Consider the following 14,182-nt stretch of genomic DNA (forward strand, 5'->3'; position numbering starts at 1 on the left):
CCCGTGAACGTCTCCACCCACACCGGCTCAGCCCTCAACACCCCACCCATACAGGCAAAATGCCCGCCGCAAAGCCTTCTGCAACACCCTTTAGTCCAGCTCCAGCACCCCTACCGTCTGACCCCCGCTGTTCTCGCCGTCCGGGTGGAAGCCGAGGCCCAGGTAGAAGCCCTCGGGGCCGGTCGGGCCCGGGTGCCACGTGACGTAGAACTTCTTGGTGCCGCGCCGGCGCAGCTCCTCGGCCACCGACTCGACGGCGAAACGGCCGTACCCCTTGCCCTGCTCCCCGGCCGCGATGTTCAGCCGCCACAGGCCCGAACGGATGTCGCTGCCGTCCCCGTACCAGTCGATGTCCAGGCAGGCCATGAGGAAGCCGACCGGGCGGTCGCCGTCGACGATCAGGCGGGGCCAGGCGATGCCGGGATGGACGTACGCCTCGGCGAGCGACTTCACGACCGGGGCGACCGCGTGTTCCTGGTCGGGGCGGACGTGGATGCCGAGGGCGGCGTCGAGGTTCGCGGGGGTGATCTCTTCGAGGCGCGGGCCGGTCGTGGTCATGCGCGCACCCTAGGCAGGCGGTCCGTGCCCGGGCCAGCGGCTTTCCTCAGCCCAACTGCCGGTAACGGCCCCGGAAGTACGTCAGGGGGCCGCCGTCCGCGCTCGGCACCCGGGCCGTCAGGACGCGGCCGATGACCAGCGTGTGGTCGCCCGCCCGGACGCGCTGCTCGGTGCGGCACTCCAGGACGGCCAGGGCGCCGCCGACCAGCGGGGCGTGGGTGTACTCGCCCCGCGTGTACGGGATGTCGGCGAACAGCAGGCGGTCGCTGACGCGGCCCTTCATCGCGAAGCGGCCCGCGATGTGCCGCTGGCTCTCGGAGAGGACCGAGACCGCCCACTGGTCCTGCTCCTCCAGCAGCTCGTCCATGCGGGAGCCCTCACGCAGGCTCACCAGCACCAGGGGCGGGTCCAGGGACACCGACATGAAGGCCGTGGCCGTCATGCCCACGTCCTCGACATCCGGCGCCGAGGGGTCGTCCGGGTCGAGCGATGGCTCCTGCGCGGTCACCAGGACCACGCCCGAGGCCAGCCGGGACATGGCGGCGCGGAACTCGTCGTTGCTCACCCCCTCAGCATGCCCGGAGGCTGGCGACGGAATGATCGGGGACGTGGCAGCGGGAGTGTTCGGCACACCCGGAACGCTAATCGCCGCCGCGCAGGACCCGCATCGGACTCCCGCCCGATCACGGTCTTAGGACTCCCGACGGACCTCCGCGGCCCGCCGACGGGCACGACGGAAATACCTGTGCGCAACCTGACAAAGTCTGCGTTCGGTAGCCGCACGTGAAGAACGCAGAAACTCCACTCAATTGTTCAGCTTTGCCTGTGACTTGAGTCACAAGGGGCAGGAATTGTTGACCCTGTGTACCGAGTGAGCAGCGCGCTGTGATTCAGTGGCGGGGAAGCTGCCAGGACGATACGCCGACGAGAACCCTTGAATCGCTGCGAGTACTCGGGGGGAGGGCGAGCATGGAGACCGAGTCGGAGCCCTACGTCCGTCTTGCGTCCCTGCGACAACTGCACCAGGTCATGGCCGACATGAACACGGCCCGCAGCCTGGCGGACACACTGCAGACCGTCGCGGAGGGCGTCGTGGCGGCCCTCGGGTACGAGCTGGCGTGCGTGAACCTCGTACGGCCGGACGGCGACCTCGTCGTCGCGGCCTTCGCCGGGAACCCCGCCGCCGAGGCCCTCATCACCGGCCGCGTCGGCTCGCGCGACTCCTGGGAACGCCGCCTCGGCATGGGTGAGCACTGGGGCGACCTGGTGTTCATACCGCACACCGAGGGCTGGGTCCTCGACGACGACGACGTCCCGCAGTGGTACACCGACGGCCCCGCCCCCCGCTTCGAGGACGAGTGGCACCCGGCCGACCGGCTCTTCGCCCCCATGTACGCGCCGGGCCCGCAGCGCAGCGCGGGCTGCGGTGAGCTGATCGGCGTGCTCTCCGTGGACCGGCCGCGCAACGGCCGCCGCCCCGGAGCGTGGGGCCGCGAGGCGCTCCAGATGTACGCCTTTCAGGCCGCCATCGCGATCAGCAACGCCCGGCTGCGCGCCAACATGCAGCGCGCGCTCGTCCGCCTGGAGCGCGAGCAGCAGGCGCTGCGGGCGAGCGAGGAAAGCTTCAGGCAGGCCTTCGAGTACGCGCCGTCCGGCATGGCCATCGCCGAGATGGGCGGCGACCAGCACGGCCGGATCCTGCGCACCAACGACGCCCTGTGCCGGCTGCTGGGCCGCCCCGCCTCCGCGATGCGCCGCTACTCGTTCTCCGACCTGGTCCACCCCGAGGACATAGGCACCCTGCTGCGCACCTCGGCGGAGGGCGGACGCGCTGAGCTCCGCCTCGGCCGCCGGGACGGCACCTACGTGTGGGTCAGCCTGCGCAACAGCGTCGTCGCGGACGCCGCCGACGGGCCCCGTTTCCTCCTCACCCACGTCGAGGACATCGAGGAGCGCAAGCGCCGCGAGCTTCAGCTCGCCCACCGCGCCTCGCACGACTCGCTGACCGGCCTGCCGAACTCCGCGGAGCTGCGCTCCCGCCTGTCCGCCCGGCTCTGTCAACGCGCGTCATCCCCGCGCACCGACGCGGAGTCCGTCGACGCGGCCTACGGCCATCCGGCCTTCGACGTGGTCGGGCCCGGCTTCGACTTCCGGCAGGGCATCGAGCCGTACGACGCCTACGACCACCATGTGCACACCGTCGCCCCGGACGGGGATCACGACGACGGCACCAAGGGCCTCGCCGTGCTCTTCTGCGACCTCGACGGCTTCAAGTCGATCAACGACCGGTTCGGGCACAACGCGGGTGACGCGGTTCTCATCGAGGTCGCCCGGCGGCTGAGCAACGGCGTCCGCGACGGGGACACGGTCGCCCGGCTCGGGGGTGACGAATTCGTCATCCTGGCCGACGGGCTCGGCCGCGCCGACGCACAGGACCTCGCGGTCCGGCTCCGAAACGAGATCATCCAGCCCATCCGCGCCGAGGGGCGGGCCGTCCGGGTGGGCGCCAGTTTCGGCATCGGATGGGCACACTGTGGAATGACGGCGGACGAAGTGTTGAAATCCGCTGACGAGCGGATGTACGTCGAGAAACGATCTCGTCCCAAACAACACAGACGCGCGGGGTGAACCCTAGGTCAGCGCGTTGATGCGGTCTGAGTCACCCGTTTGGGTCCCTGGGAGCGGGTAGGCTCGCGTTCTCACGACCCGTACCGCATGCACCGCACCTGACTGAGGAGACCAAGGGATGACGCCCGGCAACAACGGCGCGAGCACGCCCGAGGACGACGACCCGTTCGGCTATCTCTACGCCGACGGGCAGGCCAACGGAGCCCAGCCGCCGTCCGGTGGCTACGGCTACCCGAACTCGGTCAACCGGGTGCGAGCGGTCGGCACGCGCCAGTACGGCCAGCAGCCGCAGCACGCGCAGACGGCGCCGTACGGCCAGGTCCCGCAGCAGCAGGGCGCATACAGCCAGCCGAGCGCGCACTACGCGGCGCCGGAGACGCTGCCGGGTGGTGCGCAGACCGCGCAGCACGCGACCCCGGCGGGCGGCGGCCGGGGTGGCCGCGGCCCCAACACCAAGGGCCTCCTGATCGGCGCGATCGCGGTGGTCGCCGCGGTCGTCATCGGCATCGGCGTGGCCATGCTGGGCGGCGACAAGGACAAGGGCGACGCGGCCAACGAGACGGGCACGACCCCGACCCAGTCCCAGGAATCGAAGCCGAGCCCGTCGGCCAGCAGGGCCGGCGCGGCCAAGCAGGATCTCCCGGAGACCGACGCGAAGGCCCTGCGGCTCAGCCCCGGCATGACGACGGCGTCCGAGTTCAAGGGCGCGAAGGCCGACGGCGGGGTCTATGTGACGGGCTTCAACCAGGTCGGCGCCAAGGTGACCTGGACGGTCGACGGCATCGAGAAGGCCGGCGACTACCGGCTGTATGCCCGTTACAGCATTCCTGGTGTCGACGCCAATGCGACGCTGCTGGTGAACGGCAAGGCGAACACCCAGCCCATGGGCCTGAAGAACTTCATCGGCTCACCGAAGGGCGACTGGGAAAAGGGCTGGCAGACCTCCTGGGCTCCGGTCACCCTGACCAAGGGCACCAACACGATCGAGCTTGCCTGCAACGAGGGCAACCAGTGCGACGCGGTTCTCGACCAGCTCTGGCTGAAGAAGTGACGACTCCGTTCAGGCCGCGCTGACCTCCCCCGAAACCGTCACCCTCCCCAGCAGCCCCTCGTACACCCCCCGGTCGAACTCCCCCGCCACCGGTGCCTGCACCGTCGCTGCCGCGAGGGCCGTCGCCCGGGCCAGGCGGTCCGGCCAGGGGAGGTGTTCCACCAAGCCCGAGAGCAGGCCCGCTACCACCGCGTCGCCCGCGCCCGTCGGGTTGCCTCGTAGCGAGGTCGGCGGGGTGGCGCGCCAGCGGCCTTCCCGGGTGGCGGCGAGGAGGCCTTCGGGGCCCAGGGACGCGACCACGGCGCCCGCGCCCCGGCGGCGGGCGTCCTGCGTGGCGCGCAGGGGTTCGTGGGAGCCCGTCAGTTCCGCCAGTTCGTCGGCGTTCGGCTTGATGATGTCCGGGCGGGCCGCGACGCCCCGGCGCAGCGGCTCGCCGCTCGTGTCGAGGAGAAGCGGGATCCCGGCGGACCTGGCCGTCCGTATCAGGCCCGCGTACGCGCCCACCGGGACGCCCGGCGGCAGGCTGCCGCACAGGGCCACCGCCGATGCCGCGGGGAGCAGGTCCTCGTAGGCCTCCTGGAAGGCCGACCATTCGGAGGGCAGGACCGTCGGGCCCGGTTCGTTCAGCTGGGTGGTGTCGCCGGTGCGCTCGTCGACCACGGCGATGGTGCGGCGGGTCGCCCCGGAGAGCGGGACGAGTGCGTCCACCACGCCCGGTACCGCCGCGAGCTTCTCCCGCACGACCCGGCCCGTCGCCCCGCCCGTGAATCCCGTCACCGTCACCTCGTGCCCGAGGGCCGCGAGGACCCGGGCCACGTTGACGCCCTTGCCGCCGGGGCGTTCCGTCACCTCGGAGACGCGGTGGGAGGTGTGCGGCCTGAGGGACCGTACGCGGTAGGTGATGTCGAGAGCGGTGTTCAGCGTGACCGTGAGGATCACCTGGGCCGACCTCCCCCGATGTGCTTGTCGACATGAACGTGCAGGTAGCCCGATCATGCCAAAGAGACGGCGGTCGGCCCAGTCCTGGAGTCGGCCACCGTCTCTCGACGGCGGGATGGATCAGCCCAGTTGGGGAGGGACCACCCATTCGCCCCGGCGCATGACGCCCTTCAGGTCGTATGCGGAGTCCAGCAGCAGCAGGTCGGCGTACTTTCCGGGCTCCAGTGAGCCGATCGTGTCGGCCAGGCCGAGGAGACGGGCCGGGGTGGCGGACAGAGCCGTCACCGCGTCCTCGACGGACAGGCCGTCGACCGTGACCGCTCGCTTGAACGCGCGGTCCAGGGTGAGGGTCGAACCGGCGATCGTGCCGTCCTCCAGCAGACGGGCCACGCCGTCCGCGACCTCCACCTCCAGCGGGCCCAGCCAGTAGCGTCCGTCGCCGAAACCGGCCGCGTCCATCGCGTCCGTGATGAACGCGACGCGGTCCGCTCCCGCGTGGTGGAACGCCAGCTGGAGCGCGGCGGGGTGCAGGTGCGTGCCGTCGTTGATCAGCTCGACCGTGATCCGGTCGTCCTCCAGCAGGGCCGTGATCGGGCCGGGGGAGCGGTGGCCGAGCGGGGGCATCGCGTTGAAGAGGTGGGTGGCGACCGTGGCGCCCGCGTCGATGGCCTCCACCGTCTGCTCGTACGTGGCGTCCGTGTGGCCGATCGCCGCGATCACGCCGTGGTCGGCGAGGAGGCGTACGGAGTCCAGGCCGCCGGGGAGTTCCGTGGCCAGGGTGACCATTTTCGCCCGGCCCCGGGCCGCGTCGATCAGCTTGCGGACGTCCGCGGGGTGCGGGTCGCGCAGGAGAGCCTCGGAGTGGGCGCCCTTGCGGCAGGGGGAGATGAACGGGCCCTCGAAGTGGACGCCGGCGATCTCGCCCTGCTCGGCCAGTTCGCTCAGCAGGCCGGCGCGCCGGGTGAGGAAGTCCATGTCGCCGGTGACGGTGGAGGCGACCAGGGTGGTCGTGCCGTGCAGGCGGTGGGTGTGGATGCCCTTGAGGATGTCGTCGACCGAGCCGGAGGTGAAGGAGGCTCCGCCGCCGCCGTGGTTGTGGAGGTCGACGAAGCCGGGGATGACGTAGTGGCCGGCTGCGTCGATGACCTGGGCGTTTTCCGGGGCGGTGGCGGCGATGCGAGTGCCGTTGACGACGACCCGGCCGTTTGTGACTGTTTCCGTGGGGAGGACCACGGTCGCTCCGGTGAGGACCGTGGGGGTTCCCGGCGTTGCGGGGTGCGGGTGCGTGATGGCTGGTCGCGCAGTTCCCCGCGCCCCTGGGGCATCCGTCATCAGGTGGTTTCCTCCGAACGGTCGGTCGATGCCAGAAGATCCCAGGCCAGCAGGCCCGCCCCCAGGCAACCGGCGCCGTCGCCCAGCGCCGCGGGGACGATCGACGGCTGCTTCTGGAAGGTGATGCGACTGCGGATCGCTTCCCGCAGGGGTGTGAACAGGGTTTCGCCCGCTTCCGCCAGGCCACCACCGATGATCAAAGTGCGTGGATCCAACAACGTCAGGGCCGTGACCAGGCCGTCGGCCAGGGCGTCCACCGCCTGCTGCCAGACCGCCGCCGCCTTCGGGTCGCCGGAGTCCACCGCCTTCGCGCAGTCCGCCGCCTCCGCACCCGGGTCGCCCGAGGCCGCGGCCCAGGCCTCGCTCACGGCCGCCGCCGAGGCGAAGCGCTCCAGGCAGCCGCGCTGCCCGCACGGGCAGGGCGCCCCGCCGGGGCGTACGACGATGTGGCCGATCTCGCCCGCGAAGCCGTGCGCGCCCGCCTCGACCCGGCCGTCGACGCCGATGGCGCCCGCGATGCCGGTGCCCAGGGCCACGAACAGGAACCGGTCCGCGCCCCGGCCCGCGCCGACCCGGCCCTCGGCGAGGCCGCCGGTGCGCACGTCGTGGCCGAGGGCCACCGGGACGCCCAGTCGCTCCGTCAGCAGGTCGCGCAGGGGGACGTCGCGCCAGCCGAGGTTGGCCGCGTAGACCGCGACGCCGTGCGCCTCGTCGACGATGCCCGGGACGGCCACACCGGCGGCGGACGCGGGCGTGCCGAAGCGCTCGGCGCCGTACGCGCGCAGCTCGGCGGCGAAGTCGAGGATGCCCGCGACGACGGCGTCCGGCCCCTGGGCGCGTCGGGTGGCCCGGCGGGCCCGGTGCACCACCTCGCCCCCCGGCCCGGCCAGTGCGGCCTTCATTCCGGTGCCGCCCACGTCGAGGGCGATGACATGTCTCACGGAGAACAGTGTGACCCGGGACCCCGCAAGAGGTCTAGTCCACTCACGTGGTGTAGACCTTGTTCCGGATATCGAAATGTTTCGGCGGCGGTGACGCCGGGGTTGGGGAAGAGCAGCGGTGCAGCGGCGGCGGATGGCAGGAACGATCGCGGTGGTGTCCGCACTGGGCATGACGGCGGTCCTCGGCGGCTGCGGCGTCACGGGCGGTCCGGGTGACGTGACCCTGAAGCTGGTCGCCGCCGACTACGGCGACAGCGCGGCCAACAGCTCGAAGAAGTACTGGGACAAGCTCGCCGAGGAGTACGAGGCCGACCATCCCGACGTCACGGTCGACGTCAGCGTCTACTCCTGGAACGACGTCGACCGCAAGGTCAGGGAGATGGTCGCCGCCGGTGACCCGCCGGACATGGCGCAGATCGGCGCGTACGCCGACTACGCCGCCCGGGATCAGCTCTACAAGGCCGACGACCTGCTCTCCATACGTACGCAGGCCGACTTCGTCGGGCAGCTGGCCTCCGCCGGCCAGGTGAAGGGCGTGCAGTACGGCCTGCCGTTCGCCGCCTCCACGCGCGTGCTCTTCTACAACAAGACCCTCTTCGCCAAGGCCGGCATCACCCCGCCCGAGTCCTGGGACGACCTGGCCGCGGACGCCGAGGCGCTCAAGGCGAAGGGCGTGAAGTACCCGTACGCGCTGCCCCTCGGCCCGGAGGAGGCGCAGGCCGAGACCATGCAGTGGATGCTCAGCGGCGGGGGCGGCTACACCGACGGCGTCGACAGCTACGGCATCGACTCCCCGGAGAACATCGACACCTTCTCCTGGCTGAAGAACGACCTGGTCGGCAAGGACCTGACCGGGCCGGTCGCGCCGGGTGAGCTGAACCGGGCCGCGGCGTTCGCCGCCTTCGCCAAGGGCGAGGTCGGCATGCTCAACGGCCACCCCTCGCTGATGAAGATCGCCGCCAAGAACGGCGTCAAGTACGGGATGGTGCCCACGCCGGGCAAGGAGGGCCCGAGCAGGTCCACGCTCGGTGTCACCGACTGGATGACGGCGTTCCGCAAGAACGGCCACCGCGACCAGGTGGGCGACTTCCTCGACTTCGTCTACAGCGAGAAGAACGTGCTGGCCTTCTCCCGCGAGTACGACCTGCTGCCGGTCACCTCCTCCGCGTCCGGCACCATGGCCGCCTCCGACGAGGACCGGCACCTCAGGCCGTTCCTGGAGGAACTGCTGGCCTCCGAGCTCTACCCGGTCGGCAAGACCTCCTGGGCCGACGTCAGTTCCCAGGTCAAGCAGCAGATCGGCAAGGCCGTCGCGCCCGGCGGCAGCCCCTCGGGCGTCCTGGGCCACCTCCAGGCGGCGGCGGTCCGGGCGGAGAGCGCGGAGTAGCTCCGCTGTCGGTGGCAGGCGTTACGGTGCCGGGCATGGACGAGGACACAGGTGAGCAGGGGCTCGGGCGCAGGGAACGGGACATCCTCGCGCTCGAACGCCGGGGTTTCCCCGGGCCCGGTGCGAAGGAGCGGGCCATACGTGAGGAGCTGGGGCTCGCCCCGGTGCGCTATTACCAGCTTCTCAATGCCCTGCTGGACGACGCCCGGGCTCTGGCCCATGACCCGGTGACGGTGAATCGGCTGCGGCGCGTCCGGGAGACGCGTCGGTCGGAACGCTGAGGACCGTAGGGCTTCCGGCCGTCGAAGGGTGCGGGGGTGCGGGGGTGGGTTGGGGTTGTTCACGCCCCGCGGCGGAGCCGCATATCGATGCTGTCCCGCGCCCCTCAGGGGCGCGCCTTCAGCCGATCCGGTTCGCCAGCGCGGCCAGCAGCCGTACGACGCCCTCCGGGCCGTCCACCACCAGGTCCGCCCGCTCCCTGAGCTCCGTCACCTCGTCGCTGCCGCTGCACACCAGCAGGCCCGGGGTGCCGTCCGCGCGCAGGGTGTCGACGGCGGCGTAGGCGGGCAGGTCGCCCAGGTCGTCGCCGCCGTAGAGGACGGACCCGGCGCCGATCTCCCGGGCGAAACCGGCGAGGGCGACGCCCTTGTCCATGCCGGGCGGGCGCAGTTCGAGGACCATGCGGCCCGGCTCGACGATCAGGCCGTGCCGGATCGCCAGGCCGGTGAGCGGCTCGCGCAGGGCCTCGAAGGCGGCCTGCGGGTCGGCGGCCCGGCGGGTGTGCACCGCCACGGCCCGGCCCTTGTCCTCCACCCAGGTCCCGCTCCCTTCGAGCAGCCCGGGCAGCTCGGCGCGGACGGCGTCGACGCCGGGGTGCGGGTCGGGGGCGGTGACCTTGCCGCTGCGGGCCTCCCACCGCTCGGCGCCGTAGTGCCCGAGGACGACGAGGTGCTCGAGACCCGGCGCGCCCTCGAAGCCGCCGTTGCGCACCGCGACCTCGGCCGGCCGGCCGGTGATCACCGCCACGGCGGCCACCTTCGGCGCGAGCGCGGCCAGCGCGGCCGGCGCCTGAGGGTGGGCCCGGGCCCGCTCCGGGTCGGCCACGATCGGCGCGAGGGTCCCGTCGAAGTCGAGCCCGATCAGTGCCTTGCCGGGACACGCGAGAAGGGCGGCGAGCCCGTCCTGGCCCGCCTTCGTGCGGGGAGTGGGCAGCGACTGCGACGCCGGCATCGTGCTGCTCATCCCCTCAGCGCGTCGAGCTGGTCGACGAACCACTGCGCCGGCGGCAGTGCCGTCGCCGCCGCTGCCAGTCGCTTGCTGCGCTCGGTCCGCTCCTCCGGGCGCATCGACAGCGCCTCGTGCAGGGCCGCCGCCGTGCCCGTCACGTCGTAGGGGTTCACCGTGATCGCGTCCTCGCCGAGCTCCTCGTACGCCCCGGCCTCCCGCGACAGCACCAGCGCGCAGCCCGCGTCGGAGACGACCGGCACCTCCTTCGCGACGAGGTTCATGCCGTCGCGGATGGGGTTGACGAGGGCCACGTCGGCCAGCCGGTACGCGGCCAGGGAGCGGGCGAAGTCGTCCTTCACGTGCAGCACGACCGGCGTCCAGCCCGGCGTGCCGTACTCGGCGTTGATCTCGTCCGCCAGCCGCTGCACCTCGGCCGTGTAGTCCCGGTACACCGCGAGGTCCTGCCGCGACGGGTAGGCGAAGGCGACGTGCACGACCCGCTCACGCCACTCGGCGTGCGCCTCCAGCAGCCGGCGGTACGCCAGCAGGCCGCGCACGATGTTCTTCGACAGCTCGGTGCGGTCGACCCGGACGATGGTGCGGCGGCCCTCACCGATCTCCTGCCGCAGCGCGGCCATCCGCTCCTCGACGTCCGGCTCGTGCGATCGGGCGCGCAGGAAGTCGGCGTCGGCGCCCAGGCCGTGCACGCCGACCCGGGTGCCGCCGAGCCCGCCCGCGAACCGCTCGGCGCACGCGGTGAACGCGTCCGCCCAGCGCTCGGTGAGGAAGCCCAGCCGGTCCGCGCCCAGCATGCCGCGCAGCACCTGCCCCGCCACGTCGTCCGGCAGCATCCGGAAGTACTCCGGCGGCGCCCACGGCGTGTGCGAGAAATGCCCGATGCGCAGGTCCGGCCGCAGCTCGCGGAGCATGCCCGGCACCAGCGTCAGGTGGTAGTCCTGCACCACCACCGCCGCGCCCTGCGCCGCCTCCTCGGCCAGCGCCTGCGCGAACGCCCGGTTGTACGTCTCGTAGGACGCCCACTGCCGCCGGAACTCCGCGTCGAAGACCGGCTCCAGAGGCGTCTGGTAGAGCATGTGGTGAACGAACCACAGGACCGAGTTGGCGATGCCGTTGTACGCGTCGGCGTGCACGTCGGCCGGGATGTCCAGCATCCGCACGCCGTCCTCGCCGACGCCGCGCCTCACCGCCTCCCGGTCGCCGTCGGACAGCGCCGAGCACACCCACAGCGCGTCCGCGTCCGAACCGATCGCGGAGAGCCCGGAGACCAGCCCGCCGCCGCCCCGTTTGGCGGCCAGCGAACCGTCCTCGCCCACCGTGTACGAGACGGGACCCCGGTTGGAGGCCACCAGCACCTGCGCAGCACCGTACGTTGAAGCCATAAGCCTCAACCTAGCCCGGCCCGGAAACGCTCAAACGTGCGGATCTGCCGTGCCCGGCCGAAAACGGCCCCGGTCAGGCCGCCCTCCGCGCCTGGTACTCGGCGATCTCCACCATCGGCGGACGCTCCTCGGTGTCCACGGAGTACGTCCGCGGCTCGAAGCCGTCCTCGCCCCGCTCGAACTGGGTCAGGGACGGCCGGACCAGATGCCCGCGGGCCAGCCGCAGCTGGGCCGTGCGGTAGATCGCGGCGGCCATCCGGCCCAGCGCCTGCCCGTCCTGGTGCCGGTGCTTGCGCACCCCCACGTCCACCTGGGCGAGGGCGTCCAGGCCCGCCAGGTGCAGGGCGTCGACCAGCATGCCCAGCTCCACGCCGTAGCCGACGGGGAACGGCAGCCGCTCCAGCAGCGAGCGGCGGGCCGCGTACTCCCCGCCGAGCGGCTGCACGAAGCCGGCCAGCTGCGGCCAGTGCATGTTGAGCAGCGGGCGCGCCATCAGCTCGGTGACCCGGCCACCCTGCCCGGTGGCGCCGGCCAGGGGACGGTCGTACATGGCCTTCACCAGGTTCACGTCCGGCTCGGTGAGCAGTGGGCCCACGATCCCGGACACGAAGTCGGACGAGAAGTCCCTGAGGTCCGCGTCGACGAAGCAGACGACGTCCCCGCGGGTGACGAGCAGCGAGCGCCACAGCACCTCGCCCTTGCCGGGCACGGCCGGCAGGCGCGGGAGTATCGCGTCCCGGTGCACCACCCGCGCGCCCGCGGCGGCGGCCACCTCGGACGTACGGTCGGTCGACCCCGAGTCGACGACGACCAGCTCGTCGACGAGCGGGACCTGCCGCATCAGGTCGTGGCGGATGACGGCGACGATGTCACCGACCGTCGCCTCCTCGTTGAGCGCGGGCAGCACGACACTGACCGTCTGCCCCGTGCGCTGCTTGGCGGCCAGGATCCGGTGGAGCGGGCGATCGTTCACTGACCAGGAACGGGTGCTCAGCCACCGCTCGACTTCTTCCAGCACCGTGGCGGCTCCTCTGCGTACTCCAGGCGGGACGGACTGTGATCCATCTCGCGGTTCGGACGACTGTCTCAACTGTCCTGGTCGTCGGTTACAGTCTTGGACAACGCGGATGACCATCGCATGTCCGGGGTCACCCGCCGCCTACAACCACATACAGCTCATCCAGAGGGGCAGAGGGAAACGGCCCGATGAAGCCCCGGCAACCCTCCAGTCGGTACTCGTAGGTCACTGGCGACCACTGCGCGAGGCTCCCGGCTAGGGAAGGTGCCAAATCCGTCTCACGGCGAGATGCGTCGTGAGGAAGATGAGGAGAAAGGGCCTCGCCTCACATGGCTGTGCAGACTGTTGCAAGCACCACTGACTCCACCGTAGACCTCGGCCCCGCCGCCGCGCTGAGCTGCCGCGAGTGCGGTCACCGCGTACCCCTCGGCCCGGTCTTCGCCTGCGAGGAGTGTTTCGGCCCGCTGGAGATCGCCTACGACTTCTCGGCCTACGACACCGAGGAACTCCGCAAGCAGATCGAAGCGGGCCCCGCGAACATCTGGCGCTACGCCCCGCTGCTGCCGGTCCCGGCCGACGTGGCGGACAAGCCGAACATCAACCCGGGCTGGACCAAGCTCGTCAAGGCCGACAACCTCGCGCGCGAGCTGGGTGTCGACGCCGGCAAGCTCTTCGTCAAGGACGACTCCGGCAACCCGACGCACTCCTTCAAGGACCGGGTCGTCGCCCAGGCCCTGGAGGCCGCCCGCGCCTTCGGCTTCACCACGCTCTCCTGCTCCTCCACCGGCAACCTGGCCGGTGCGGTGGGTGCCGCCGCGGCCCGCGCCGGCTTCCGCTCCTGCGTCTTCATCCCGCACGACCTGGAGCAGGGCAAGGTCGTCATGGCCGCTGTCTACGGCGGTGAGCTCGTCGGCATCGAGGGCAACTACGACGACGTGAACCGCTTCTGCTCCGAGCTGATCGGCGACCCGGCCGGCGAGGGCTGGGGCTTCGTCAACGTCAACCTGCGGCCGTACTACGCGGAGGGTTCCAAGACCCTCGCGTACGAGATCTGCGAGCAGCTCGGCTGGCAGCTGCCGGACCAGATCGTCGTGCCGATCGCCTCCGGCTCGCAGCTCACGAAGATCGACAAGGGTCTTCAGGAGCTGATCAAGCTCGGTCTGGTCGAGGACAAGCCGTACAAGATCTTCGGCGCGCAGGCCGAGGGCTGCTCGCCGGTGTCGACGGCGTTCAAGGCCGGGCACGACGTGGTCCGCCCGCAGAAGCCGGACACCATCGCCAAGTCCCTCGCCATCGGCAACCCGGCGGACGGGCCCTACGTGCTGGACATCGCGCGGCGGACCGGTGGTGCGGTGGAGGATGTGAACGACGAGCAGGTCGTCGAGGCGATCAAGGTCCTTGCGCGGACCGAGGGGATCTTCGCGGAGACCGCCGGTGGTGTGACGGTGGGTGTGACGCGCAAGTTGATCGAGAGCGGGGTGCTCGACCCCACCAAGACCACTGTCGTGCTCAACACCGGGGATGGTCTGAAGACGCTGGATGCGGTGGCGGGCACGGGGCTTACCGCGACCATCCGTCCGAGCCTCGATTCGTTCCGTGAGGCCGGGCTCGTCTGAGTGTCGTCGTTCGCCGCGGGCCGGTGGGGGCCGGTCGCGCCCACGCGGCGGAGCCGCACATAGACACAGCCCCGCGCGCCTGAGG

Annotated in this window: 13 protein-coding genes and 1 riboswitch; of the genes, 5 read left to right on the forward strand and 8 right to left on the reverse strand. The window is 71.5% G+C overall.

Going from position 1 to position 14,182, the window contains the following annotated elements; genetic code table 11:
* Positions 1 to 90 precede the first annotated feature (90 nt).
* Together ACIRDU_RS34935 and ACIRDU_RS34940 are read right to left on the reverse strand one after the other, a co-directional pair.
* Positions 91 to 558: a GNAT family N-acetyltransferase gene (locus ACIRDU_RS34935; protein ID WP_403587404.1), complete on the reverse strand. Its 468-nt coding sequence runs from the start codon at positions 556 to 558 to the stop codon at positions 91 to 93.
* 46 nt (positions 559 to 604) lie between these two features.
* Entirely contained in the window at positions 605 to 1,189 is a 585-nt protein-coding gene (locus tag ACIRDU_RS34940) for a flavin reductase family protein (RefSeq protein ID WP_403587407.1), read from the reverse strand.
* Between the two features lie 338 nt (positions 1,190 to 1,527).
* Between ACIRDU_RS34940 and cdgB the strand changes: the two genes are divergently transcribed.
* A complete protein-coding gene (cdgB, locus tag ACIRDU_RS34945; RefSeq protein ID WP_403587410.1) occupies positions 1,528 to 3,186 on the forward strand; it encodes a diguanylate cyclase CdgB in 1,659 nt (552 codons plus the stop codon).
* Between the two features lie 118 nt (positions 3,187 to 3,304).
* Complete coding sequence (locus tag ACIRDU_RS34950) at positions 3,305 to 4,237, forward strand: CBM35 domain-containing protein (RefSeq protein ID WP_403587413.1); 933 nt, start codon at positions 3,305 to 3,307, stop codon at positions 4,235 to 4,237.
* Positions 4,238 to 4,246: 9 nt separating this feature from the next.
* Here the strand turns inward: ACIRDU_RS34950 and ACIRDU_RS34955 are convergent, their stop codons facing one another.
* The 3 genes from ACIRDU_RS34955 to ACIRDU_RS34965 form a co-directional block, all read right to left on the reverse strand.
* The gene (locus ACIRDU_RS34955; protein ID WP_403587415.1) at positions 4,247 to 5,176 is read right to left on the reverse strand and encodes a 1-phosphofructokinase family hexose kinase; all 930 of its coding nucleotides are present in this window, start codon (positions 5,174 to 5,176) and stop codon (positions 4,247 to 4,249) included.
* Positions 5,177 to 5,296: 120 nt separating this feature from the next.
* Positions 5,297 to 6,508, reverse strand: coding sequence for an N-acetylglucosamine-6-phosphate deacetylase (gene nagA / locus ACIRDU_RS34960; RefSeq protein ID WP_403587417.1), 1,212 nt, complete (start codon positions 6,506 to 6,508; stop codon positions 5,297 to 5,299).
* Positions 6,508 to 7,449: an ROK family protein gene (locus ACIRDU_RS34965; RefSeq protein WP_403587420.1), complete on the reverse strand. Its 942-nt coding sequence runs from the start codon at positions 7,447 to 7,449 to the stop codon at positions 6,508 to 6,510. Before ACIRDU_RS34965 ends, nagA begins: the two co-directional genes overlap by 1 nt.
* A gap of 133 nt (positions 7,450 to 7,582) precedes the next feature.
* Between ACIRDU_RS34965 and ACIRDU_RS34970 the strand changes: the two genes are divergently transcribed.
* Together ACIRDU_RS34970 and ACIRDU_RS34975 are read left to right on the forward strand one after the other, a co-directional pair.
* Complete coding sequence (locus tag ACIRDU_RS34970) at positions 7,583 to 8,836, forward strand: extracellular solute-binding protein (RefSeq protein WP_403587421.1); 1,254 nt, start codon at positions 7,583 to 7,585, stop codon at positions 8,834 to 8,836.
* Between the two features lie 35 nt (positions 8,837 to 8,871).
* Positions 8,872 to 9,117, forward strand: a complete 246-nt coding sequence (locus ACIRDU_RS34975) for a DUF3263 domain-containing protein (RefSeq protein WP_403587424.1) — start codon at positions 8,872 to 8,874, stop codon at positions 9,115 to 9,117.
* A 118-nt stretch (positions 9,118 to 9,235) separates the two neighbouring features.
* Here the strand turns inward: ACIRDU_RS34975 and otsB are convergent, their stop codons facing one another.
* The 3 genes from otsB to ACIRDU_RS34990 all read right to left on the reverse strand — a co-directional run bounded on the left by otsB (position 9,236) and on the right by ACIRDU_RS34990 (position 12,481).
* Positions 9,236 to 10,066 (reverse strand): trehalose-phosphatase, encoded by an 831-nt coding sequence (otsB, locus tag ACIRDU_RS34980; RefSeq protein WP_403587668.1) that lies wholly within the window; start codon positions 10,064 to 10,066, stop codon positions 9,236 to 9,238.
* A gap of 8 nt (positions 10,067 to 10,074) precedes the next feature.
* Positions 10,075 to 11,463 carry a trehalose-6-phosphate synthase gene (locus tag ACIRDU_RS34985; protein WP_403587426.1) on the reverse strand — a complete coding sequence of 463 codons (1,389 nt, stop codon included), beginning with the start codon at positions 11,461 to 11,463 and terminating at the stop codon, positions 10,075 to 10,077.
* Between the two features lie 73 nt (positions 11,464 to 11,536).
* Positions 11,537 to 12,481, reverse strand: coding sequence for a glucosyl-3-phosphoglycerate synthase (locus ACIRDU_RS34990; protein ID WP_403587429.1), 945 nt, complete (start codon positions 12,479 to 12,481; stop codon positions 11,537 to 11,539).
* 155 nt (positions 12,482 to 12,636) lie between these two features.
* A riboswitch (SAM riboswitch) is annotated at positions 12,637 to 12,792 on the forward strand.
* Between the two features lie 18 nt (positions 12,793 to 12,810).
* On the opposite strand from ACIRDU_RS34990, the gene thrC reads away from it, so the two are divergent.
* The gene (thrC, locus tag ACIRDU_RS34995) at positions 12,811 to 14,097 is read left to right on the forward strand and encodes a threonine synthase (RefSeq protein ID WP_403587432.1); all 1,287 of its coding nucleotides are present in this window, start codon (positions 12,811 to 12,813) and stop codon (positions 14,095 to 14,097) included.
* Positions 14,098 to 14,182: the final 85 nt, after the last annotated feature.

This window comes from Streptomyces sp. NPDC093598, assembly GCF_044764825.1.
GTDB lineage: Bacteria > Actinomycetota > Actinomycetes > Streptomycetales > Streptomycetaceae > Streptomyces.